The organism is Methanoplanus sp. FWC-SCC4, from assembly GCF_032878975.1.
Taxonomy (GTDB): domain Archaea; phylum Halobacteriota; class Methanomicrobia; order Methanomicrobiales; family Methanomicrobiaceae; genus Methanochimaera; species Methanochimaera problematica.
In genome coordinates this window covers 930143-954537 of sequence record NZ_CP043875.1, presented here as the reverse complement: position 1 = coordinate 954537, position 24395 = coordinate 930143, and the positions used below count along the sequence as shown (strand labels likewise).

General features: G+C 39.3%; 29 protein-coding genes. 16 read left to right on the top strand and 13 right to left on the bottom strand.

Features of this window, described 5'->3' with window-relative positions:
- Positions 1–99: 99 nt before the first annotated feature.
- From F1737_RS04900 to F1737_RS04870, 7 genes are read right to left on the bottom strand one after another with little or no spacing between them, the layout of a single operon-like run.
- A complete protein-coding gene (locus tag F1737_RS04900) occupies positions 100–1935 on the bottom strand; it encodes a DHH family phosphoesterase (RefSeq protein ID WP_317137657.1) in 1836 nt (611 codons plus the stop codon).
- On the bottom strand, positions 1936–3156 hold the full coding sequence (locus F1737_RS04895) for a potassium channel family protein (RefSeq protein ID WP_408669680.1): 1221 nt from the start codon (positions 3154–3156) through the stop codon (positions 1936–1938).
- Between the two features lie 56 nt (positions 3157–3212).
- Positions 3213–4421, bottom strand: coding sequence for a magnesium transporter (locus tag F1737_RS04890; RefSeq protein ID WP_317137655.1), 1209 nt, complete (start codon positions 4419–4421; stop codon positions 3213–3215).
- A gap of 14 nt (positions 4422–4435) precedes the next feature.
- A complete protein-coding gene (gene rnz, locus F1737_RS04885) occupies positions 4436–5374 on the bottom strand; it encodes a ribonuclease Z (RefSeq protein WP_317137654.1) in 939 nt (312 codons plus the stop codon).
- The gene (locus F1737_RS04880; RefSeq protein WP_317137653.1) at positions 5371–6144 is read right to left on the bottom strand and encodes a sugar phosphate isomerase/epimerase family protein; all 774 of its coding nucleotides are present in this window, start codon (positions 6142–6144) and stop codon (positions 5371–5373) included. The genes rnz and F1737_RS04880 overlap by 4 nt, the downstream gene beginning before the upstream one ends.
- Positions 6141–6689, bottom strand: a complete 549-nt coding sequence (locus F1737_RS04875) for an AAA family ATPase (protein WP_317137652.1) — start codon at positions 6687–6689, stop codon at positions 6141–6143. The genes F1737_RS04880 and F1737_RS04875 overlap by 4 nt, the downstream gene beginning before the upstream one ends.
- 30 nt (positions 6690–6719) lie before the next feature.
- Positions 6720–7481 carry an anaerobic ribonucleoside-triphosphate reductase activating protein gene (locus F1737_RS04870; RefSeq protein ID WP_317137651.1) on the bottom strand — a complete coding sequence of 254 codons (762 nt, stop codon included), beginning with the start codon at positions 7479–7481 and terminating at the stop codon, positions 6720–6722.
- A gap of 131 nt (positions 7482–7612) precedes the next feature.
- On the opposite strand from F1737_RS04870, the gene F1737_RS04865 reads away from it, so the two are divergent.
- The 8 genes from F1737_RS04865 (at position 7613) to F1737_RS04830 (ending at position 14137) form a co-directional block, all read left to right on the top strand.
- Positions 7613–8248 carry a type I 3-dehydroquinate dehydratase gene (locus F1737_RS04865; protein WP_317137650.1) on the top strand — a complete coding sequence of 212 codons (636 nt, stop codon included), beginning with the start codon at positions 7613–7615 and terminating at the stop codon, positions 8246–8248.
- Positions 8245–8658, top strand: a complete 414-nt coding sequence (locus F1737_RS04860) for a carboxymuconolactone decarboxylase family protein (protein WP_317137649.1) — start codon at positions 8245–8247, stop codon at positions 8656–8658. Before F1737_RS04865 ends, F1737_RS04860 begins: the two co-directional genes overlap by 4 nt.
- Before the next feature lie 180 nt (positions 8659–8838).
- Positions 8839–11337, top strand: coding sequence for a CDC48 family AAA ATPase (locus tag F1737_RS04855; RefSeq protein ID WP_317137648.1), 2499 nt, complete (start codon positions 8839–8841; stop codon positions 11335–11337).
- 24 nt (positions 11338–11361) lie between these two features.
- Complete coding sequence (locus F1737_RS04850; RefSeq protein ID WP_317137647.1) at positions 11362–11835, top strand: Hsp20/alpha crystallin family protein; 474 nt, start codon at positions 11362–11364, stop codon at positions 11833–11835.
- A 159-nt stretch (positions 11836–11994) separates the two neighbouring features.
- Positions 11995–12885, top strand: a complete 891-nt coding sequence (locus tag F1737_RS04845) for a class 1 fructose-bisphosphatase (RefSeq protein ID WP_317137646.1) — start codon at positions 11995–11997, stop codon at positions 12883–12885.
- A gap of 89 nt (positions 12886–12974) precedes the next feature.
- On the top strand, positions 12975–13211 hold the full coding sequence (locus tag F1737_RS04840; RefSeq protein WP_317137868.1) for an LSM domain-containing protein: 237 nt from the start codon (positions 12975–12977) through the stop codon (positions 13209–13211).
- Positions 13212–13230: 19 nt separating this feature from the next.
- Positions 13231–13575: a helix-turn-helix transcriptional regulator gene (locus tag F1737_RS04835; protein WP_317137645.1), complete on the top strand. Its 345-nt coding sequence runs from the start codon at positions 13231–13233 to the stop codon at positions 13573–13575.
- A gap of 46 nt (positions 13576–13621) precedes the next feature.
- Positions 13622–14137: a hypothetical protein gene (locus tag F1737_RS04830; protein WP_317137644.1), complete on the top strand. Its 516-nt coding sequence runs from the start codon at positions 13622–13624 to the stop codon at positions 14135–14137.
- Positions 14138–14180: 43 nt separating this feature from the next.
- Here the strand turns inward: F1737_RS04830 and F1737_RS04825 are convergent, their stop codons facing one another.
- Positions 14181–14768: an endonuclease dU gene (locus tag F1737_RS04825; RefSeq protein ID WP_317137643.1), complete on the bottom strand. Its 588-nt coding sequence runs from the start codon at positions 14766–14768 to the stop codon at positions 14181–14183.
- 39 nt (positions 14769–14807) lie between these two features.
- Between F1737_RS04825 and aglJ the strand changes: the two genes are divergently transcribed.
- Positions 14808–15734: an S-layer glycoprotein N-glycosyltransferase AglJ gene (aglJ, locus tag F1737_RS04820; protein WP_317137642.1), complete on the top strand. Its 927-nt coding sequence runs from the start codon at positions 14808–14810 to the stop codon at positions 15732–15734.
- On the opposite strand, the gene F1737_RS04815 is transcribed toward aglJ, so the two are convergent.
- From F1737_RS04815 to F1737_RS04795, 5 genes are all read right to left on the bottom strand, one after another.
- On the bottom strand, positions 15698–16243 hold the full coding sequence (locus F1737_RS04815; RefSeq protein ID WP_317137641.1) for an aldolase: 546 nt from the start codon (positions 16241–16243) through the stop codon (positions 15698–15700). The two genes, aglJ and F1737_RS04815, sit on opposite strands and share 37 nt — an antisense overlap.
- Positions 16219–16854: an endonuclease III domain-containing protein gene (locus tag F1737_RS04810; protein ID WP_317137640.1), complete on the bottom strand. Its 636-nt coding sequence runs from the start codon at positions 16852–16854 to the stop codon at positions 16219–16221. The genes F1737_RS04815 and F1737_RS04810 overlap by 25 nt, the downstream gene beginning before the upstream one ends.
- A 27-nt stretch (positions 16855–16881) precedes the next feature.
- The gene (gene trxA, locus F1737_RS04805; protein WP_317137639.1) at positions 16882–17154 is read right to left on the bottom strand and encodes a thioredoxin; all 273 of its coding nucleotides are present in this window, start codon (positions 17152–17154) and stop codon (positions 16882–16884) included.
- Between the two features lie 77 nt (positions 17155–17231).
- A complete protein-coding gene (locus F1737_RS04800) occupies positions 17232–18710 on the bottom strand; it encodes a SecDF P1 head subdomain-containing protein (RefSeq protein WP_317137638.1) in 1479 nt (492 codons plus the stop codon).
- Positions 18700–19566 carry a protein translocase subunit SecF gene (locus tag F1737_RS04795; protein ID WP_317137637.1) on the bottom strand — a complete coding sequence of 289 codons (867 nt, stop codon included), beginning with the start codon at positions 19564–19566 and terminating at the stop codon, positions 18700–18702. Before F1737_RS04795 ends, F1737_RS04800 begins: the two co-directional genes overlap by 11 nt.
- Positions 19567–19781: 215 nt before the next feature.
- Between F1737_RS04795 and F1737_RS04790 the strand changes: the two genes are divergently transcribed.
- Genes F1737_RS04790 through F1737_RS04760 form a run of 7 tightly spaced genes read left to right on the top strand, consistent with a single transcriptional unit; the run spans position 19782 to position 24345 of the window.
- Entirely contained in the window at positions 19782–20096 is a 315-nt protein-coding gene (locus F1737_RS04790) for a DUF2551 domain-containing protein (protein ID WP_317137636.1), read from the top strand.
- A gap of 51 nt (positions 20097–20147) precedes the next feature.
- Entirely contained in the window at positions 20148–20417 is a 270-nt protein-coding gene (locus F1737_RS04785; RefSeq protein ID WP_317137635.1) for a hypothetical protein, read from the top strand.
- Between the two features lie 39 nt (positions 20418–20456).
- Positions 20457–20873, top strand: coding sequence for an archease (locus F1737_RS04780; protein WP_317137634.1), 417 nt, complete (start codon positions 20457–20459; stop codon positions 20871–20873).
- A gap of 12 nt (positions 20874–20885) precedes the next feature.
- Positions 20886–22319: an RtcB family protein gene (locus tag F1737_RS04775; protein ID WP_317137633.1), complete on the top strand. Its 1434-nt coding sequence runs from the start codon at positions 20886–20888 to the stop codon at positions 22317–22319.
- A complete protein-coding gene (locus F1737_RS04770) occupies positions 22316–22900 on the top strand; it encodes a hypothetical protein (protein WP_317137632.1) in 585 nt (194 codons plus the stop codon). Before F1737_RS04775 ends, F1737_RS04770 begins: the two co-directional genes overlap by 4 nt.
- Positions 22901–22936: 36 nt before the next feature.
- Entirely contained in the window at positions 22937–23356 is a 420-nt protein-coding gene (locus F1737_RS04765; protein WP_317137631.1) for a DUF2111 domain-containing protein, read from the top strand.
- Between the two features lie 5 nt (positions 23357–23361).
- Positions 23362–24345: a biotin--[acetyl-CoA-carboxylase] ligase gene (locus F1737_RS04760; protein WP_317137630.1), complete on the top strand. Its 984-nt coding sequence runs from the start codon at positions 23362–23364 to the stop codon at positions 24343–24345.
- The last annotated feature ends 50 nt before the right edge of the window (positions 24346–24395 follow it).

Genomic DNA, 24395 nt, shown 5'->3' with positions numbered 1-24395 from the left:
TTAAACCATATAGTCTTATTTCTAAAATTTATTATAATTAATATAGGACTCTTTGATATAAATAATTGATTAGTTAAATTAGTTTATTTTAAAAAAAGACTATTCTACAGGGAATTCCCCTATTTTTTTAATAAGTCTTTCAACAACGATATTCCTCATACCTTCAACAAATTTAATCGATCCTACGACAAGGTGTCCGCCGCCATTTACACCGCCGCCTTTGATTTCTTCACGAAGTTCACGAACCATCTGAGGAATATTCATAAGAACTCCTCTTGACCTGATAACAACAAAATCAGGACCTATACCAAGTGTAACAACAGGTTTACCTTCATTCTTGCGGCATAAAAGATCATGTATTTCGCCGGATGTCTTTCCTGGTGGTGGGAATGTGAAACGATGTGCAAATATTTCAACATCAATGGTAAACAGGTGGGAGCCGTTTTCAAGAACACTGTCCTTTACATGTGGCAGTGATGTATCCATCTGCTCTTTTATTGCCAGGTTTGCCTCTTTTACAAGCAATGAAACCAGATTTTTATGGATTGTGTAATTATCTTTAATGTTGAGAATATCCTTTACGATTTCCCTTCCATCATTAAATCTAAGCCAGAACTGTTCATAATCAAGAGCAAGTGCAATATCCTTGCAGTCATCCTCAGTGTAGGAATCAGCTACAAGTGCAAGATATCTCTCTCTCTCAGGAGCCTCACTTCTGTCACCGACGGCAGCTACAGCAGGGAAATGTCTGATATGCTCTTCTACTGCCGGATAAATCATACGTGCAAGTTCAGCTCCAAGCATACCTGCAGTTACACCAAAGTCGCCTCCGACATGATACGGATTTACATGTGCATCCAGGTATGCATCTGTCGATTCATCAGGATGGTGGTGATCAACAACAACTATTGAGAGTCCGTAAACTTTTGCCATTCTGTACGATGGTTCGTCTTCCTCTGTTGAACCATTATCCATCATGAGAATCATCGGCAGTTTCTGGCCAAACTTTACATTGTCCTTTAATGCAAAATCAAGATCTCTTGTAATGTCTTCAATTTCATAAAATGGTGCTTTCGAAGGAGCCCTTTTAAAGAGATGGCTTTCAGTATCCATATCACCGCCTTCTTCACGAATTAGGGAAATGATCGCTTTTTCTACGGATACGGCAGCAACAATTCCGTCTGCATCGGCATGGTGTCTGAGAATTATCGGCTGGTTTGTAAAAATGGCTTTTCTGATAAGATAAGCAACTTTTTGCATCTCCGGTTTAAGATTTTCGAGAACTTCACTCTCAATCATGAAAGGAATATCTTCAGGACGGGCTCTCTCATCAAGTGCCTTTTCAATCCTTTTTTTGACATCCTCTTTTTCTTCACCAAAAAGAGCCATCATATGACTGACTTCAATCTGAAGCTGGCCGTTTCTCATCATTACTTCGCCTGATAATGAAACGATATCGCCAAGTTCGATCTCAGGATAAGATCTCTTACCGGCCTCAATGAATGCTGCAGCACTCTCAGTACCGGTTTCATCCACAAGAGTAAAGATTGTCGGTCCGGAGGTTTGCTTAATTTGTGCAATTTCAGCTTCAACAGTTACATTCCGGCCAACTTTGTTTTTGAGGTCAGAAAGACGTGTACCTGATTTCTTGCAGGAAACTGTTTTTATCTCAATATCTCCCTCAATACTAATCTCTTCAAGATCAATATTTCCGTTGTCACGAATATTTCTTACATTGACGTAAAGAATTTCTCCTTCCTTATGATCCGTTTTAACATTGCTTACGTGAATCAGGCCTTTTATGTGATTATTCAGATATACAAAAGATCCAAACTTGGCAAATCCCTGCACGCGAACTTCATATATATTTCCAACAACTATGTCTTCAAGTTCACAACCTGAACCAAGACGATATACAATTTTTTTACTACCCATTTATTCACTTCCGATTATGGTATTTTTCTTATATCCTTTTCTTGTTTTGGAAAGATCATACAATCTGCATTCTCCGTCACGCCTTCCCTTTGCAATAATGACATCATTTGCATTGATCAAATCATTCTTGCCGGGACGATACTTCCATCGCCCTTTACTGTTTATTGCAAGAACAACCATGCCGGTAACAGTACCAAGGGAAGCATCTTTCAGAGTTTTTCCAACAAGAGAGGAACCTTCCTCTACATTTACTTTGGTAATAATTTCATCAGACTCACGTACGATTCTTTTAAAGACAGGGGGAATCTCAATATCCCGTAATATAACATCAACTATTGAAGATGCTGCATTGCTGATATTTTCAGCAAAAGAAGACATGTACAAAAGTCCTCTCAGATATTCCACATTTGATATCCTTTTAGCAGCTTCCAAAATCCACAGATCCAGTTTATACCTCATATCATCCATTCTGGAATCAAGTGATCTTACTTCGTCTGCAACTTCCCTGCTGTCAAATAAAAGAGAAGTATATGCAAGTCCTACTCCAAGTTCACTTAAATCCTTCATTTCAATAATGAGTGAAACAGCTCTGTCCAAATCAGAAACAACAGCCTCACTTGATTCTTCATCAGATATATTCAAAACATTTCCTGTAATATCATATAATAAGGATACGCCTGACTCCATACCTTTTGCAAGCAAAATATCTCCGTCAATAATTCTGGAATCCCTGTCAGGATCATATGTCCATGAGACGCCCCTGCGAATGGCAATAATGCGCATTCCGGTAGTACTCTGAAGTTTCTGCTCACCAAGTGTTTTCCCATCAATTAAAGAATTTTCCTGAACTTTTACCCTTACAGTTACTTCTTCCGCTTCAGGAAGAGCCTGTTTGAGTTTTGCAGGGAACTTAACATTTTTGAGTATGATTGTTGCTATTTCTGATGCCGAATTGGAAATTTTTTCTGTAGATTCTGCAACCTGAAGCATACCACTCATAGACTCTGCTTCATCAACACGCCTTGCACTAAGTATACTCTGTATGCGTGCCTGATAAACGAGTTTATTCATAATTTCTTCAAGATTCAAAACTTCACGTGCAATCTCTTTATTTTCAAAAAGAATTGCAGAATAGGCCAGATCAACCATGAGTTCTGCGATATCCTTCATCTCAATCAGGACATCTTTGAAACTCATAGGCTGATATTCAAGTTCGGTCATGGGTTTATAGTCCAATATACATTGTTCATCTAAATAGATATTTGTAAGTGTTGTGTTCAAATAATCAAATTAATAAATGCAACCAGTACTCCGGCACCAATCAGATCTATAAAACTGGTTATAACAGGTATTCCAAAATTATCAGGATCAAACCCTTTCCTAAAAGATATGCTTGCTGTTGCATATCCCACAATATTTACAAATGTTATTACCAAAAGCCCTGCAGCTGTGCTTACCAGAAACATGGATAATATCCCCGGCGTTGACATTCCAAGAGCAGATGCTGAGATATCTGCAATTATTCCCAAAAGGGGCATTATAATAATTGCATAGATGTATGTGGATATGAAATATTCACTGACATCTTTTGACGGCAACATTTTAGGATCAATTTCTCCTGTATGCATCCCTGTTGCAAGTCTCGAGCATAAAATTCCCCCGATTGATCCGCAGCATCCTGTAAAAGGCGGAATAAGTATAAGAAAAACTGAATATGCAACCAGTTTTTCAAGGTCGGTGGCGTATGTTATTCCGGCAAAAGTTCCAACAAGACACAGTGGAATCAACAAAGGGATAATTTCCCTCGATATTGATTTTATCTCTTCATTTGACCGCAATGAAACATAGATGCTAAAGATAAGCATCATTATTACAAGTATCAATAAAACATCACGAATAATTACAGGACAATTTAAAATTGCAACGGCTGTAATTATCAAAACAGGCAATGTTACAAGATCTCCCGATGTTGTAACCGAAGGGGCGGCAATCATATCAAGGTCAATGCTTTTTTTATAACTCAGCAGTGTTATAACAAGTGTCACACCCATTACAATTATACTTGAAATAATCCCTGATATTACAGAAATTACTATAAAATCACTTATGTAAAGCCCTTCCAGACCAAATGCAGATGACAACAGATAAGCAAAAAAGCCAAGTACAAAAGCTATAATTATTGAAATTGACAATGATGCGCGGGTATTTGATCCGAGTATACTGTCCTTTGAAAAATTTATCTCAAATTCTCCAAGATGCATCGATGACGAAAGCCTTGATGCCAAAACTCCGGAGATACTTCCCCTCATGTTTATTGAGGGAGGGACAATTACCATTAATCCCGGCAGGTATGCGAGTATTTCTCCAACCGAACCAAGATATATTCCGGCAACACTTGCAGCAAATGCACTAATCAAAAGAGCTAACAGCCCGATTAAAAACAGGTGCAACTGATGAACATCTACAACCGGGAACTTCATCATCATCACCCATTTTTAAATCAACTCCGATATGGGATCTCAATCATGTCAAGATCTTCAGGTACTATTATATCGCCTTTAAACTGTTTTTCGGCATCCTGTATATGACTTGTCATATTTGTGTAACGTGAGCTTATATGTACAAGGGCCAGTCTCTGCGCATTAATCCTGGTTGCTATACTCCCTGCCTCGCCGGCCGTAGAGTGAAAAACTTCCTTTGCCCTTACTGATTCGGCATCATCATAAGTCGCATCATGTATGAGAATATCAGCTTCCTCTCCCCATTCACGCCATTTATTACAGTCAGGCCGGGTGTCTCCCGTATATATCAGTTTCCGGCCCGGTCTTGATTCTCCCATTACATCAGAAGGTTTGATTAAAACCTCCTCACCATCTCTTTCAATAGTAATAGTTTGTCCGCGCTGAAGTCTTCCAAATAAAGGACCGGGTTTTATTCCAAGGGATATTGCATGTTCACGATCAAATCTTCCCGGTCTTTCATCTTCAAAAAGAATATATCCAAGACCCGGCATGCCGTGTTTTGAAGAAAATGCACGGATTGTATAACCATTAAAAGGAACAACAGAGCCGTGCTTAAGTTCAGACGGGATAATTCTGTATCCAAGCTTTGTCTTTGAAATGTTTTCCACATGTTCAACAAATTCAAAAATCCATTTTGGCCCGTAAATCATCAGGGGGTCTTTTCTCCCCATGAAAGACATGGTCTGAACAAGCCCTAAAAGCCCGAGATAATGGTCAGCATGCCAGTGTGAAATAAAGACAGCGTCAACTGTAAAACCTGTTTTTGCACGCATCATCTGCTGCTGGGCACCTTCACCACAGTCAAAAAGAAGGGTTTCCGAGCCTCTTCTGACCATTATACATGAAGGATTCCGATAGGGAGTTGGAAGCGCACCTGCTGTGCCTAAAAAATATACCTGGAGGGTTTCTCCACTCATAAAAAGCACCTCTTAATTACACCAAGACTCTTCTTTGATTCCTCAATGCTTCTCCCTTCCACAACACAAATGCCCGAATAATTCTTTTTTATCAAAGCACCTGCCTTGTCCCAGTCAATATTTCCCTCACCAAGCGGACTGTGATCATCACGTTTTCCCATATTGTCATGAATATGCAGGTGGCCTGCATCACATAGTCTTGAAAGAAATTTGTCCAGCTGGCCGACAGTATTTGCATGACCGAGATCGATAGTAATGCCCATACCATCAACACTGTCTATCATCCCAAATATCTCATTGCAGTCCCTGCACAAAAAATCAGGTATATCCGGCATATTTTCAAGACCTACCCGGACTCCGTATTCCAAAGCAACTTTGCCAATCTCTGTCAGTGCATCTTTTTGAAGACCCCATACTTTATCCGGAACCAGTTTTCCGGCAGGGGACAGATATCCGGGATGAATTGTAACCCTGTCAGTGAAATCCGAGGCAAGCTTTATGCATTCATTCATCTGACGAATTGTTTCATTATATATCGGATGATTCATCGAAGCAAGGTTTAAATCAGCGAAGGGGGCATGAACAGATGCTTTGAGGGTTGTTGTTTCAAGAACTTCCTTTATTCTTGAATTTGCCTCTTTATTGTCAAGACGATAGTTGCCATCCGCAGAAATCTCCCATCCGTCATAACCGGTTTCTTCAATTCCATATACCCATTCTATTGAAGACCAGACTTTGGCAGATGAAGCAAAATAATAATCGCAACTCATTTTTCCATCCTTAATTTGTAAAGAGTATCCTTTACTTTCATTTCAAACTCTTCCATAGTCCCTTCATTGTCAATTTTTAAATCCGCCATTGAAAATGCATTCAAAAGACCCCACCCGATTTCCCTGTCATCACGCATTTTAAGGCTATCAGCATCCGGAAGATCATCTGATCTTTTTCTCTCAGAAAGGCGTTTAAGTCTTGTTTCAAACGATGAATGTACTGCTACAAGATGAAAATCATGGAAATGCCCTGAAAGTGTATCTACCTCGGCGTCACCTCTGATGCCGTCAACGATTACAATATTTCCTTTTTGCTCTTCAATTATAGGTATTGAAAGCTGTGCCAGTGCATCCATACCAAGACCCCGACGCAGACATTTGGACATCTCCCCCATATTTTTATCTGTGATTTTTAGACCTGCATCTTTGACGGCATTTCTGATAATATCACCCAGTACAACTATGGGTATGTTCATTTCCTTTGCGATTCGTGAAAATTCACCTTTACCGCTTGCCGGCATTCCGACAACGCCTATAATCTTCATTGATATATCACCGTTAAACTAAGTATTGATCTAATAATTTCTTCGCGCCTGCAATATGTCAGTGAGCACTATTGAATCTGCAATTATTATCTTGTTGTTTTCGTATCTAACTTCACCGTCTTCCCGCGTCCTTATATAAACATCCCGATGAATTTTATCTGCAATTTTTTTAAGATCACCAAACGAGAGGGGGGGAATATTTCCTGTCACACCCTGCTGAAGAACAAGATTCAGCCCTTCTGTTTCTTTTGAGATATAATATGCATCATCCTCCCTTCCGGGAAACAGGGTGCAGACTACCTGTAATTCAGGAAGACTACCGTTATTATATGCATCCTTACAAATATTCAGGGATTCCTTTATTTTATCGGTTATGCCGGTACTGACCTTTAATAAATGCGGATAATGTTCCCATCTTGTTTTAATGTCAAGATGAATGAGATCAACAGCCTTTTTTGAGATCAGTTCTTCAAGAGTCTCGGGAAAAGCCCCGTTGGTCTGTAAACCTACGCATAAACCCATTTCTTTTGATCTTTTGGCAAGTTCGATCAGAGCATCTTTTTGCATTGCAGCCTCCCCACCGGAGAATATTACACCGGATGCTGCAATTTTCGACTGTCTGATCATATCAACAATTTCATCTGTTTCACGCAAATCAAGACCTGTTTGCAATTCTTTATTGTGACAGTAATGACACCTTACAGGACAACCACGAAAGAAAACTGTGCATACAGACCTTCCGCGCCAGTCCACTGTACTTAAAGGAACAAATCCTCCAAAATTTACCTTCAAAAAATCACCGGATAATATCAATATTATAATGCCGAAACTGATGCTTATAATTCGTCTTTATTTTTTATTTTTTGAAAAGATAATTAATCTTTGATCAGCACAAATAATCTATTGTTTTTCAGGTGATTGGTTTGAAAACAGCACTTTCTATATCTTCTCCGGCAGACTGGAACAATGCAAAACTTACTGGTGCAGACTTTTGTGAAATCAGAATTGATTTGATTTCAAATGAAAGAGATAGCAGAGAATTAATAGAATTATGTAAAAATGGACTGAATATTCCCATAATAGCCACAATCCGAAGTTTTGAGGAAGGCGGAAAATTTAAAGGTGGTGATGAAGACTGGAGAAAAATAATTGAACCCTGGTGCTGTTGTGCGGACTATATTGATATTGAAAGAAAATTTTCACACTTCTCCAAAGATATTAAGGAAACAGACACAAAGATAATCGCTTCCGCGCACCTGAACTATATGCCTGACAATAATGAACTGCTCTCAATTCACCGGGAATTAAAAGGATATGGTGACATCCCTAAAATTGTGGTAACTCCAGGGAGTAATGAAGACCTACTCTCCTTCATCCGTTTCACAATTGATGCAGAAAAACCAGTTATTACAAGCGTCATGGGTGAAGAGTTCAGATGGGCGAGGGTGGTTCTTCTTTTATTTGGTTCAATGATAGTTTACTGCCATTCCGGAGAAAAAGCCGCAACCGGACAGTATCATATTAGTGATATGAAAAAGATACTTGAAATGATAATATGAAAGAAAATAGCCAAAAAGCAGTTGATGAATTTTTCAGCCACGCAGATGAAATCGGCGATGATCTTTTAGAAGACTTTAAAGAAATTATGGGACAGGTTCCTTTTATTTTTAAGGTCCTTCGTCAGAGACCTGAATCATTTGCACCAACTGCACTCGCTGAATATATGACATTAAGGCCGGAAAACCTTGATCCAAAAACCGCTGAGCTGATAACAATTTCAGCTGCAGTCGCAGCAGATGCCGACAACTGCTTAAATGTACATATAAAAGCCGCAATGGAAAACGGCGCAACAAAAGAAGAAATCCTGGATACCATACTCATCGCAGCAATGATTGGAAAAACAAAACTTCTTGCATCCTCTCTTCGTGTCTTCAAAACACATTTCCCTGATGAAGATATTCCAAAATAATTTTTTTTGCTAAATCAAATCCAGATTTATCATTTTCACCTGTTTTTTATCAGTTTTTAAACATAATCCAGATACTAAAATACTTCAAATAAAGAATGAAAAAAATTGTCACGAGGCACATATTTAAATAATATATTTACTAACATTTGGTAAATATAACATCTTGGAGGTTTAACCAACATGACAAATTCACAAGCATTTGAAGTTACAGTAAAAGAAGCATCACACCAGGACGCAGGACGGGGAATAGCCCGTGTGAGTATCGAAATAATGCAGGCACTCGGCCTTCGCAGTGGTGATGTGATTGAAATTAAGGGACAAAAAAAGGCCGCAGCAACTGTTTGGCCTGGTTATTCACAGGATACAGGGAGAGGCATTGTTCGTATTGACGGAAATATCAGAAGCAATGCACAGACCGGTATTGATGAAAAAGTTTCCATAAAAAAAGTTGAGGCACGTTACGCTGAAAAACTGGTGATCCAGCCGACACAGCCGGTATCTCTTCAGGGCGGGGAACATTACATGGCAAGACTCCTAAATGGACGGCCTGTCACTGAAGGAGAACTGTTCCGTGTAAACATTATGGGTAATGCCCTGACCTTTGTAATATCAAAAGTAAAACCGGATGGTATTGCGATAGTCAGTCCGCAGACTGAAATTGAAATTAAAGAAAAACCTTACGAATCAAAAGAAGGCATAAAGGAAATTCCGGATGTTCACTATGAAGACATAGGCGGTCTTGGAAGAGAACTTGATCAGGTACGTGAGATGATTGAGCTTCCTCTAAAGCATCCTGAGATCTTTGAAAGACTCGGGATTGAACCTCCAAAAGGAGTTCTCCTCTACGGACCTCCGGGGACAGGCAAGACCCTCATTGCAAAGGCGGTTGCAAATGAAGTAGATGCACATTTCATCACACTTTCCGGTCCGGAGATCATGAGCAAGTACTATGGAGAGAGTGAAAGCAAATTAAGGGAAGTATTTGAGGAAGCCCAGCAAAATGCTCCCACTATCATCTTCATAGACGAAATAGACTCAATCGCACCAAAACGTGAAGAAACAAAAGGAGAGGTGGAACAAAGAGTCGTTGCACAGCTCCTCGCATTAATGGACGGCCTGAAAGGCCGTGGTGAAGTAATAGTAATTGCCGCTACAAATCTTCCCGACAAAATTGATCCCGCACTGCGCAGGGGCGGTCGTTTTGACAGGGAAATTGAGATTGGTATACCTGACAAAAAAGGACGCCTTGAAATATTCCAGGTTCACACAAGGGGCGTTCCTCTTGACTTAAGCGGCATTGAAATTACCGGAGAAGAAGCAATAGAGCTTGGTAAAACATTTGCAGAAGCCGGAGAGCAGGAAGGCAAAAAGCATGAGGATGAAATCAAAAGGAGGAAATTTTTAGAACCCTTTGCTGCTGTCACCCATGGATTTGTCGGTGCAGACATCTCACTCCTCGTAAAAGAAGCTGCAATGCATGCTCTTCGTGAAGAGTTAAAGGACGTCAAAACAGGCGAAGACATACCCATAGAAATCATTGAAAGGTTAAAAGTCAGACTCACTGACTTTGAAGCGGCATTAAAACACGTGGAACCTTCCGCAATGCGTGAAGTACTCGTTGAAATTCCTGATATTTCCTGGGATGACATCGGCGGCCTTGAGGATGTAAAAACAGAACTTACCGAAGCAGTTGAATGGCCTTTGAAATATCCTGAAATCTTTGAAAGACTTGATACCAGACCTCCGGGCGGAATACTTCTCTTTGGTCCTCCGGGAACAGGAAAAACCCTGCTTGCAAAGGCTGTCGCAAACAAAAGTGAATGCAACTTCATATCGGTAAAAGGACCCGAACTCCTCTCAAAGTGGGTAGGCGAATCAGAAAAAGGCATAAGAGACATCTTCAGAAAAGCAAGACAGGCAGCACCATCTATAATATTCTTTGATGAAATCGATGCACTTCTTCCAAAAAGAGGAGCATATCAGGGTTCTTCATCACATGTTACAGAAAGTGTTGTCAGCCAGATCTTAACCGAACTCGATGGTATGGAAGAACTGAAAAATGTAACAGTTCTTGGTGCAACCAACAGACCGGATATGCTTGACGAAGCCCTTATGAGGCCGGGACGTCTTGACAGAATTATTTACGTTCCGCCTCCTGATGCGGAAAGCAGAAGAAAGATCTTTGAAGTTTACCTCAAAGGCACGGATTCGGTCATCTCAAAAGACATTGATATTGAAGAACTTGTGAAAAAAACTGAAGGGTACGTTGGTGCTGACATTGAAATGGTCGTACGCGAGGCAAAACTGGAAGCAATGCGTGAATTCCTGAATGCAATGGCAGGAAAAACTGAAATTGAAAGATCTGATGCGCTTTCAAATGTGCGTGTAACCAAAGCACACTTCGGCAAATCCATGAAAAAAGTGAAAGGGACACTGGACAGGGAGGCAATAGAGGCATATGAGAAAAAAGCCTGGCCTGTACTGTACAGTCAGGACGAGAGAGCCATACTTGAAAAAGCTGCATCCGTTATCATGCGTGCAGGCTACGGAGAAGAGACAGAAGAGAGAAAAACGGCAGCAGAAGAGTTAAGGAATGCAACTTACGCCAGAAAGAAAGATATTGCAACAATCCAAAACTTAACAGTCAGGCTTGAAGATATACTACTTAAAGCAGATTAAACTAAAACCGGGGCAATCCATAACATGTCAGAAGACAACAAAGACGGTATAAACGACATCAGCGAAATAATCCGTAAAATGCTTGAACAGGCAACAAAGAAGGGGAATTTTCCACAGGATGGAAAATTCTCAATTACCATTACCGGAGGAAGACTTCCCCTGGATTTAAACAATTATGACTTCGATGATGATGAGGATGATACCAAATCATCATGCAACTCTCAAAACGTCAGGGTAAATACACCCCACACAGAAGTTCACAAAGACGGCGACAATGTTCAGATTTATGCAGATATTCCCGGTGCTGATATATACAACACAGCAATATCAGTTCAGGAAAATCATCTTCAGATAACATCATTCTCAAATGATGTTAAACATGAGGCAAAAATCGAGGTGCCTGATATTAAAAAAGAGACAATGAAATATCATTTTAGAAACGGCGTTCTTGAAATAAATGTCAAAACTGCCGACGAAAATCAGATAATTTCAAATTAATTCAGCAAATTAAATCATAAAACCTATTTTTGATAAAATTGAATCCAAAGATTCCTGTCAATTTACATTTATAATGTTAAGGGCAAAACTTTGTTTTTCAAAATCAAGATTAATTATTAAAGACAATATCAAATGCAATTAAATGGTTGGTGAGATCAAATGACAACATTGCGGGAATATCTTGATAAAACAGACTGCAAAGAAGAATTAAAAGAACTTATTGAGTTAATATCCGTCCAGGCTGTTGCAATAAGAGAGGCATTTATTAAAAATCAGTCTTATGCAGATACTGAAAATGCATCGGGTGAACAGCAGGCGGCACTTGATGTGTGGGCAGATAATCACATAACAGAAGTTTTGAAAAATTCAAAACTCGTAAAAGAACTTGCATCTGAAGAAAAGGATGAAATTCTAAAATTTCCGGATGCAAAGGCAGAATACGCTGTTGTAATGGATCCCCTTGACGGTTCTTCACTTATACAGGTAAATCTTTGCGTAGGAACCATAATCGGCATATATGACAACGGATCTGCACTCAACTGTGGAAAGGATCTAAAAGCTGCAATGTATATGCTGTACGGGCCGATGACTGTTTTAACAATCACAGTCGGAGATGGTGTTTACACATTTGCACTTGACGAGGAAACTTACCAGATGCTTGAAGGACCTGTAAAAATTCCAGAAGGAAAAATCTACGGAAGCGGCGCACTAAAAAGAGAATGGACAAAAGAGCATGAAAAGTTCATAACCGAAATTGAGGAACAGGGAGGGAAACTAAGATATTCCGGGTCTTTTGTTGCTGATTTTCACCAGATTCTGAAATACGGAGGCGTTTACTGTTATCCTGCAACCGTAAAAAATGAAAAAGGCAAATTAAGACTTGTCTTTGAAGCTAATCCAATAGGATTCATCGCAAAACAGGCAGGAGGAGCTATTTCAGACGGCAAAAGGGATCTCCTGTCAGTAAAACCAGAGGAACCTCATCATAAAACTCCCATATATGTGGGAAGTCAGGGGATTATTGAAAGGCTTGAAGAAATTATGAAATAAACAAAATAAATATCTTTATTATCTTTTTTTCTCTGCCGGTTTGTATTTAAGGGAAATGATTATTTAGCTGGCTATCCATATAATTGACGATGGTTAATAGCATTGTTCTGCCAATTAAGAAAGTATCCGCTCTTGTTGATTCCAAAATATCCGTTGAAATCAAAGATGAGGGCAAAAAACTTCAGGGAAAACTTGTTGCAGTAGATGAACACCTGAATATTCAGATGGATCAGGCAACAGAATATGTTGATGGTGAAAGAGGCAGGAATCTTGGAACTGTAGTTATTCGCGGAAGCAACATCCTGACCATAGCACCATTAATTTAAAATAAACTTTTTGAGCTTTATGTCCGAAATTGAAGAAGAAGCGTTCAAAATAATTCAGTCCAAACCCGAAGGAGTACTTCAGAGTGAGCTTTGGAAAGTTTTAGATATCGACAGCAGAAAATGTTCGAGAATTGTAAAAAAACTGACCGATAGCGAACAGATTGAAAGAATAGAGTACAAATCCGACGGAGTCAAGACATATCTTCTAAAAGCAAGAAAACGCGCAGTCAACCCATCACTACTGCTTGCCGGCGGGGAACTATTGCCTTGCATAGGTTGTGAGGAGGAATGCACTGTGGAAGAATGTCCCTATTTAATGGACTGGATGTACCAGCTTGCAATTGAAGAGTTTTCAGAAGGATAGAATAAATTAAAAAAATTTATTATATTCTTTTTTAAATTACTCATTATTGAAATACAAATATAATTCAGAAGAAGGTACATCTCCGGTTATCGGCCACCTGCTTATGGTTGCAATCGTATTCATTCTTTTTTTGATTGTTTTACTGTATTGCATGAAATTCGAGATTCCTCTTTTTAGTCTTCCCGAGGAAATTCCGGAAATATTTGTAATAACAAATATTCTTACATCACCCCCTGATTATGACAGCCGGATAATATTGTCTCATTCCAGAATTAAACCTTATGACAATTCTCTTCTTGAGGCGGATATTTACTGTAATGATGCACTTTTAAAATGCAGAATTACAACACTAAACGGCCATGATTTTATTCCAACCAATCACTTCTTTGTTCAGACAATAGGAGGTACAGGATGCCAAAACACCAACTGGTATCCGAAAGAAAAAATAAGCCTTGACCTCTCAAACGGGCTTATAAAACCTGGCGACGAAGTGAAAATTGATATAATTTCCAAAACTGAAAACAAAATAATATCAAGAGATACATTCAGAGTGCCTTTATGAAGACAGAAATCTGAAAAAAAGCTTTAAATTATCCTGATTATTGTCAGGAAATATTCAAAATATTGGATCTGTTTTCATCCTTAAAAAAAGACCTTGCAAGAAGACGTGCAACCCTTAATGGTTCAGGTATTTTTCCTTCTTTTGCAAAGGAATTGCATATGCTAAAAGCTTCTTCTTTTAAAAGTCCGGCAGTACGTATATAAATACCATACTTATTATCCAGTTTCACAAAAGTCCTCTCTCCGAGTTTTTCGTATGCAGAAAGCCTGTTTTCATCACCAGGAAAATGGTGAATAATATGCTCTTTTAACCCTTTTGAATCCTCATATGTCACCCCGATTACGGGGACATTTGTTGTTTTAAAAATAAGATCCGGATCAATGATATTAAACCAGGAGACCACACAGCCGGAAAGCACTATACAGTTAATATCACGCCTGTTAAGCTTATCAAAAATTCCAATCACGGCATCTGTTGCATCCATACCCCCTACAGTAGCATGTGAAAAAGCAAATCCGTCGATGATAAGATCCTTTCGCATCACGACACCGGCAAATAATGAATTATTTGCGCCCTGAGAAAAGCTTTCCGCGATGCCAAGTATTCTTATACCTGATTTCGAAGTCTGCATGAAAGCACTTATGACTTTAGATTTTTATATAATGTAGCAATGGATATCAAAAAGGATGAAGTATGCATATTCATCCCGACACTCAATGAAGCGCCAACAATAGGGGAACTGGTCAATTCATTCAAAGAAATGGGTTACACTCATATATTCGTAATGGACGGCAAAAGCACTGACAAAACGGTAAAAATTGCAGAGGAATCAGGCGCAATTGTAAAAATACAGACAGGTAAAGGAAAAGGCAGAGCAATAATTGAAGCAATTGATTTTATTCAACAGCCCTATATTCTGATGCTTGACGGTGACGGAACATACCTGCCTGAAGATTCCGAAAAGATGCTCTATCCTCTTTTCAACGGATTTGATCATGTTATCGGAAACAGACTTGATACTTTTGAACCGGGAGCACTAAGCAATCTCAATCATTTTGGCAATCAGGTCATAAATTATCTGTTCAAGGTGGCACACGGAGAATATCTTCATGACATCCTCTCCGGTTACCGTGCATTTACTCTTGACTCTGTCAAAAGAATGAGCCTTAAGGAGAACGGTTTTGAGATTGAAACAGAAATTTCAGTTGAAACAATAAGAAACCAGCAGAAAGTATCAGTTGTAGAGATACAATACAAACCAAGACCGGGAACACAGACTAAACTTCACCCGGTCAGAGACGGGGCAAAGATAATATCAGCAGTCTGGAGACTTGCAAGGGTCAGCAATCCGATATTTTATTTTGGTGTAATAGGCCTTTTTGTATCTCTTATCGGATTAATAGCGGGGATATATGTGGCTGTTGAATGGTTTGCCGGCACAACACATACAGAACTTGCATTACTGACGGTTCTTCTGATAATAATGGGATTTCAGATATTCATGTTCGGTGTCATTGCCGACATGCTCGTATCATTTAACAGAGAATTAAGAAGAGAAATTCAGAGGCTCCGGCCTCCGAACCCTCCTGTCAAATAAATTATTTTGCAGGCATGCTCAGCTATTGATGTCATAAGATACGCTTCTTTTAAACTATTGCCTGTAACAAAAGTTCCATGCCCCCGGGCTATTGCAACCGGGGATTTTTTAAGAGCCAGACCAATATTTTCTGCAAGCTTATCTGTTCCGGGTTCTCCGGACACAACAGGAATTATCGGGCATAGCATTTTTCCTTCACTGTCTATCGGGACAATCTCGTCAAAATAAAATGATGCAGCAACAGACATTGCAGGATGGGCATGTACAATTGCCGATGCATCCGTCATTGAATAGGCCTTATAATGCACACGCCACTCACTCGAAGAACCAGATTCTGGTTTTCCATCATCAGATACAAACTTCAGATCACAGGGCTCATCAAGGTAAGATCCACTTGGGGTTACATAAAAACCGTTTTTGGATCTTATACTCATATTTCCAAAATTTCCGCCAACAAGACCTTCAGTAAAAAGTCGTTTGCCAATTATCTCAAATTCCTTATTTTGCATTCATCACACCTTTTATTTGTACAGTATTCTTTTCCGTATTCAACAAACCATGCATGGCACGTCCTGTAATCCATGTTTGATTCCGGCAAAACTTTCTCAAACAGAGATTTCAAATCGCTTTTTTTAACCAGAATATCTGCACATTTACAGATCTTTTCCGTATATGCATCAATAACAAAACTATTCTTCGAAAGACCATAACAAAGAATACTGTCCGCTGTTTCCGGCCCGACACCTTTTATTGACAGTAACTCTTTTCTCAAAACATCTGTCGGGATATTCTTCATATTTTCTGCCGATACATACACTGAGAGTATAAAATGTGAGAGTTCCTTTAACCTGTCAGTCTTAAGTCTGTAAAAACCCGTGCATTTTATTGCTTCACCAATACTCTCGAAAGAGGCATTATTAATATCTTTTAAAGAGCTGATATTCTGTTCCCTTAAATTCAGAATAGCATTTTCGACATTTTTCCATTTCGTCTGCTGGGTAAGTATCGAACCGATAATTATCTCATCGGGCGTACCTGGCCACCAGTCGATATAGCCATAAGTATTTTTCAGGAAATTTATCAAAAGCTCAATTTTCTGACAGACTTCTTCGTCCTGCATTTTTAAAAAATAAATTTAAGAAATTAATTAATCCAAAAGCGGAAGAATCAGACTCTGAAGTGTATCAGCAGGAGTGACACCTTCAAGACGGTGCTCAACTTTTCCGTCTTTTTCGATAATTAAAGTTGGAACAACCTGTATCCCGTATTTTACTGCAGCATCCATACTTTCATCAACATCGATCTTCTTAATCTCAATTGAATCCCCCATCATACTCTTTAACTGTTCGAGAATCGGAGTCTGCATTTTACATGGACCACACCATTCAGCGTAAAAATCCATCAGTACTGGTTTTGACATAATTATCATACACCTCTCTTAGAGAGAAGAGGTCAGAAAAAGATATAAATTTTTGTTTTTTGGAATGCTGAAAATGATCACCTGGCGGGTTTCTTTGAGAGAATCGCCATTATGATCTTTCCATATGCCGGACGTGTGATTAAGACACCGACCAGTACTCCAATGATTGTGATTAATGCAAATCCTTTGAGTGTGGATAAATCCATTACCGCAAGAGGAAGCATTGCAAATATTGTAGTGCAGGCCGCAACTGTGATGATAATCAGTGCACGCTTGAATCTCTTCATATAAACATTCGGAGACGGCACTTTGCCTTCATGAAGCACCTCATCGGTTATTACGACAAGCTGATCAATACCTGTTCCCAATACAGCAACCAAAGCGGCAATACTTGCCAGATCAAGCTGTTGGATATACCTTGCGATACCAAGCAGAATTACTATCTCGGCAATATTGGTCATTATCATTGGCAGAACAATGGATGGTTCCTTGTAACGTATGTATACAGTAACTGCCACTGCAATAAGGGCAAGAATTGCTGCTATAATACATACAATCTTAAAGTAATCTCCAAGCTTTGCCGGAACCGATCCGGAACCTGCTATTTTTACATCCACTGGCAGAGCACCTGCACGAAGATGTATTTCAAGGAGTTTTGCTTCTTCCAAAGCCTCTGGTCCGCTTCCGGTTGAAGCACTCAAATCACGAACAGTTCCTGAAACCAGTTTACCTGCAAGACTTTCAGAAAGAGGTGCACTGTAAACGACTTCTCCGTCAAGGAGCATCACAAGAGGATGGGCCTGAGGATTTTTAACAGCATCATATTTTATTGATGCCTCGCGGAATGCATCTGCTCCCTCAGGACTCAGAGTAAATCCTACACCCCAGTTCTGACTTCCCGGAGGGTTCTGGGTTGGTGTTGAAACACTTGTTACTGCATCACCAAATAATACATGAGCAGTTGAATTACCTTCTGTCTGAATTCTGATCTCGAATTTACCCTGGGCACTTACAAGGTCCTGAGCGGTATTAATATCAGTTCCTGCAAGTTCTACACGAATGTAGCGTGTCACCTCATTTAAGCCGCTTAAAGTGTTAATTCTTGCATCCTGTGTTCCAAGTGTGTTGACTTTATCTTCAAGAATTCTCTTAATATCTTCAGCAGTCTCCTTTGAGACACCCTGATCATATGAAATTATTTTAGCGCCAAATTCATCAAATATGGCTTGTAGATCCTCTTCAGAGTAATATTTTCTTATTTCAATTTTATCAGCAGTTACCGGGATTACCTCAGCATCAATTTTTTTGCTGAGCTGATCTACAAACTGGGCCTGCGGCATATCAGATGAATATCTGACAATCTCTGACTGGAATGATAACTGAATCCATGATCCTCCTTCAAGATCAAGACCTAACTGGAGGTTTCCTTCAAGACCTTTGTCAAAGTTGGGCGGAATCAGATATATGCTTGCTATAGAGAATATTACCAGAAAGAGCATGATGATTACACGCCAGTCTGTTAAAATTTTACTTATTGTACTATCTTCATCTGCCATTTCTGTATCCTCCCTTTCTTGTCAGATACCATTTTAAAAGCCCTGCATTAAGCATCCATGTGTTCATCATGTCAACAAAAAGACCGATTAAAAGCACAGCGGATATATCCCTGATTATTACAACCTGCCCAACAGCTGTTACAACAAACATTGCAAAGACAGCTGTGATAGTTGTAGTGGTCATAATAAATCCGGTACGAAATGCACCGCGCAGCTTCTCGTCAAGATTTCCCTTACGTTTCAAAAGACGTGTTGTCAAAAGTATGTCACTGTCGACCGAATAACCAATAAGCATTAAAAGTGCCGCGGTTGTTCCAAGTGAAAGTGAAATTCCAAAAACATCCATTAATGCAGCTGTAATTACAATATCGGAAAATGCGGATATAACTACTGCAGCAGAAGGAACAAAACTTTTGAATGCGACAAATACCACAATTGCCATTAAAATAAAAGCAATCAACAATGCCCATACAGCCTGGGACTGAAGGGTTTTTCCAAATGTTTCACCGATCTGATCCACTTTGGCATCGGGGTACTTATCTAGAACTTTTTTTGTCAAATCCCTGAATTTATCATCTTCAAGATAATCAAATACCAGGTAGTATCCATCATTTACACTTTCTCCAATGCTCTTTAGCGGATAATCTGAGAAAAATGCCTTAATATCTTCCTGAGAGTCCGTTGTAAAGACGGTTACCGCAACTCCCCCGGCGAAATCAATTCCCGGTTCAACAGGCATCCCTGTTGAAAAGGTATTGAAAGCCAGAAAAATTATGGAGATTATTAAAAGCCCGAGAGGCAGAGCAACCATCTGCTTTGGCTCATATTTGTTAATATCATAGGTAAATTTACCCATGCAATTAAATTTGTTTCAGAAATGATTAATTGTTCCGTTTACTTAAACATTCACGAACTTTTTCCAAAATAATCCGCATGATAATTGAATATATTATTTTATTATATGAATAGAAAATTCTCTTAAACAAAAATATCATCTGAAGTTAAATATCACAGATTTATTCATAAAAAATAATGGTAAAATATAAATAAAGTTCAGTTTAATTTAAAGATATGAGATCAGCGGCAGATCTGAAAAATGAGATAGAAAAGCGTCTCAAGAATTATCTTTCAAGAGATAAGAATGGCATTCGACGGACGCTGCTGAATATCTTTGTTAAAGCAAAATCCCTTACCATTGCGGAGACTCATAAAAGACTGGCAGATAAATTTGAAGTCAGTTACCAGTCAGTTGCATCAATGGTTGGCATTATAGCTTCAAGAATTGGCATATTTCATGTAATTAAATCCAAAGACAACGACCAGACCTGCTACAAATTAAAAGATCAATATGCCGATCTTGTAGAACGTGCAGTGTCCTGTACCTGATTTTCTTTATTAACATAATCTATTTTTATCTTCTTTACAAACATGTAAAGAATGGATAACGGTTCAAGTGACAATTACGAGAATCACGAGATTATTGTAACAGAGGATGTTCGTCAGTACATTATTGACAGAAAATGCAATTTCAGAATATGTACATCCTGTGGGGGCCCTATTCTCCTTTCTACCGCAGTAAAGCCTCCTAAATCATCAGATCTCGAAATTTATATCGGGGATTACATATTATATATTTCAATGTATCAGGCGCGCTTTATAGAATATGTCGATATGAGCATGGTTCCAAAATACTGTGATTACTTTTAAGATAGTTGGCAATAAATCTGAACTCTGGTCGTAATTGATATGAATTTTCTACCGTTTGAGGAACTTGACCACACTGCAGATTTTTTGTTCAGGTGCAAAGGAAACTCAATAGAAGAGCTGTTTTCAGCTTCGGCTTCTGCCATGTTTTCAATAATGTTTGAAGACCGCAAAAACCAAAACGTCATCAGGGAATTTACTGTTTCAGCCGATAGTTACGAAAGCCTTCTTCTTGATTTTTTATCAGAGCTTTTGTTTATATCAGAAGTGGATGGAATTGTTTTCTCCGACGTATCAGTAAAATTAAATGATAAGTCTCTTTTTGCCAGTGCTGTTGGTGAATATTTTGACAAATCGAGACATATGGGTGGATCGGAAATAAAGGGAATCTCCCGATCAGGGATAGTAATTAAAAAGAATGAAGGTCTTTATCAGGTAGATATCATATTTGATGTTTGAGAGGGTGTTATTTTGATTGAAGGAATCGACAGGCTAAACGAAGTTGAGTGGGAAGTAAAACCGGGATTTGTTCCTGAAATGAGGGTGCCGGGAAAATTTTTTCTTTCCGATTCTCTCGCAGAAACACTTGAAGAAGGTGCAATAAAACAGCTTGCAAATGTCGCGACATTACCCGGAATCTTAAAATATTCATACGGTATGCCGGACATTCACTGGGGATACGGATTTCCGATTGGCGGTGTTGCCGCCTTTGAGATGGAGACAGGCATTATTTCACCCGGAGGGGTAGGATTTGATATAAACTGCGGTGTAAGGCTACTTACAACCCCTCTTAAAAAATCTGACCTTGGAAAACCAAAAAGACTAATCAATGAGCTTTTCCATACAGTGCCCACAGGTGTTGGAACCCGTTCTGAAAAGAAACTTTCAGCGGATGAATTAGAAGACATGATGTGTGAAGGCGCCAAATGGGCAGTTAACATGGGATATGGTACCCCCGAAGACCTAAACCGCTGCGAAGAAAAAGGGTTCATGGAAGCTGCTGACACTGATTTTGTAAGTAAAAAAGCAAGATTGAGGGGAATGCCGCAATGCGGGACTCTTGGTTCAGGAAACCATTTTCTCGAAATACAGGAAGTTTCAGAGATAATGGATCCTGAGGTTGCAGACAAATTCGGTGTATCAAAAGATCAGATCTGTGTAATGATTCACTGCGGATCAAGAGGACTGGGTCATCAGGTATGCACGGATCATTTAAAGGATCTCGAATCAGCAACCAAAAAATACCACATCAATATCCCTGATGCCCAGCTGGCATGTGCACCAATAAAAAGTGATGAAGGAAAAGCATATTTTGGAGCTATGGCCGCATCTGCAAATTACGCATGGGCAAACAGACAGATGATAACCCACATGGTAAGGGAAATTTTCGAGAAGGTTTATAAAATTGATTACAGCGACATGAAACTTGTATATGATGTAACGCACAATGTTGCAAAGTATGAGACACATGTCGTAAACGGGCAAAAAACAGAAGTATGTGTTCATCGAAAAGGCGCAACAAGGGCTTTCGGCCCGGGCTGCCACGACATTCCGCACGAACTCTCTGATTTTGGTCAGCCGGTAATTATTCCCGGAAGTATGGGCACTTCATCATATCTTCTCAAAGGCACACAAACTGCAATGGAAAAAACATTTGGAAGCACCTGCCACGGCTCCGGCAGGATATTTTCAAGATCAAAGGCAAAAAAGAGCGCACAGGGTGCGGAAATAAAAGATGAACTAGAAAAGAAGGGTATATTTGTTAAAGCAACAAGCAATAAAGTAATTGCTGAGGAATCACCTGAGGCATACAAACCAAGCAGCGAAGTTGTGAGTGTTGTTCACAAGGCAGGTATTTCCCTGGAAGTAGCCCGGCTTGAACCAATAGGAGTTATAAAAGGATGAAATGCAGAGCAGGTATTGCATGGGAATGTGAAGGCTATATTAACAGATACCTTGAAGAATGCGGGATAAACTGTGATTCGATTACACCCCAGATGATGGCGGCACCATTCTTCAAAGGAAGACTTGTAGCCCTTGTAATTCCGACTGGTTTTGCAAATAAAATGTATTCAGGGCTCCTGCCTGCACTATGCGCTTCTGAAAACAGAATTAGAAAATTTGTAGAAAAGGGAGGTAAAGTCATTTCATTTGGAGCAATGTCTGAAAATGAAGAGGCCTACAAATGGCTTCCCTTTTGCACAAAATATGTTCATGAATACTTTGGATCACCCATTAAAATTGACTGCAATAGCCCGTTTTCAGAAATAATGGAGGATTTCAACATAGAAAATATCGAGTGTGACGGCTATTTTACAGATTTTGATGAACAGACAGATGTAATAGCACAGACAAAAGAAGGAAAAGCAATAATGATTGGGAAAAAATACGGTGAAGGTTATTTCATAGTAACCTCCATACACGAATTCCCTTCAAGGTCGTTTATCAGAAATTTTTGTACCGGAGAAGCAGAAATCTTATTTTAGTTTAAAAAAGAATGGAATATTACCGGAGTATTTTTTATGAGTGAACATAGGATATTTGCAGACTCTGATTCCTGCGATCTTTATCCTGTTGCTATGGCAATTCACAGGATTGTGAGGCTTCCTGTAACAGCAAGAACCAAAAACAAAAAAGGAGTACGAATTGAAGAAGGGCACCTGATCGATAATGACTATACAGGTCCTGTTTTAGAGGAATCAATCCACATAAATGCCCTTTTAAACACAGTACCTGAAAACGGCCCCTACAAAGGAGTACCTGTAATTGTTGCACCGATAAGAGATGATAATGGTGAGGCAATCGGCTCGATTGGTGTAGTTGATTTTGCAGGCGTTTTTGATCTTGCAACATTAATGGAACACCAGTCTGTAATATTAAAACAGGTGTGTGGAAAAGATCCATGTCCCCTTCCTACAGAGTTAACAGGCTCAAAAAGGTAATAAATATGAATAAAACTGCAGAAAAAATCTTAAAAATTCTCGAAGAAAAAAAATCCCCAGTATCAGGTGAAGAAATAAGCAATATCCTGGGGATAACCAGATCAGCAGTATGGAAGCAGATTAACGAGCTTAAAAATATGGGATATGAAATAAATTCTTCAAGAACCGAAGGTTACGAGCTAATCGAAAAAACTACAAAGCTTTTGCCCTATGAAATTAACAGATATCTAAAAACCGATTTTATCGGCCGTGATATTCGTTATTTTGAGAGTACGCCTTCCACGACATGGGTTGCAAAGGATTTATGTTCCAACGAAGATCCAAAAAATCTGAACGGTACAGTACTCGTTGCCGAGGAACAGACCGGAGGTGTGGGACGTCTGGGGCGTGCATGGTTCTCCCCAAAGGGTGGCATATGGACAACCATAATCATAAAGCCAAATGTTCCAATTGACAGACTTTTCTTTGTTACAATGGCAGGATCAATAGCTGTTGCAAGGGCAATCCGAAGAATGTTTGACATTGGAGCATTAATAAAATGGCCAAACGACATCTATATCGGCGACAGTAAAGTTTCAGGTATACTGTTGGAACTTTCAGCAGAAGCGGATCAGATTCATTATTGCCTTCTTGGAATAGGTATTGATGCAAATGTAAAGCCCGAGGATCTTCAGGGCGGAATGAAAACACCGGTAACTTCCATTAGTGTCGAAAACGGAGAGGATATTAACAGAGCAGAATTTTTTGCAACTGTCCTTCGTGAATTTGAAAGAAGATATGAGATGATTGAAGAGGGCGAGTTCGAATCAATTGTTCATGAATGGAAGAGTCTGTCACTTACTCTTGAAAAAAGAGTCCGGATTACAACCCCCAGAAAAAGTTTTGAGGGAGAGGCAATTGATCTTGATGAATACGGTGCTCTGATTGTGAAAAAGGACAACGGAATGATTGAAAGAGTAATCTCCGGAGACTGTACTCCGGTACAATAAAAATAAATTTGTTTTTTACCAAATTATTGTCTAACTAAAAATTTATTTTT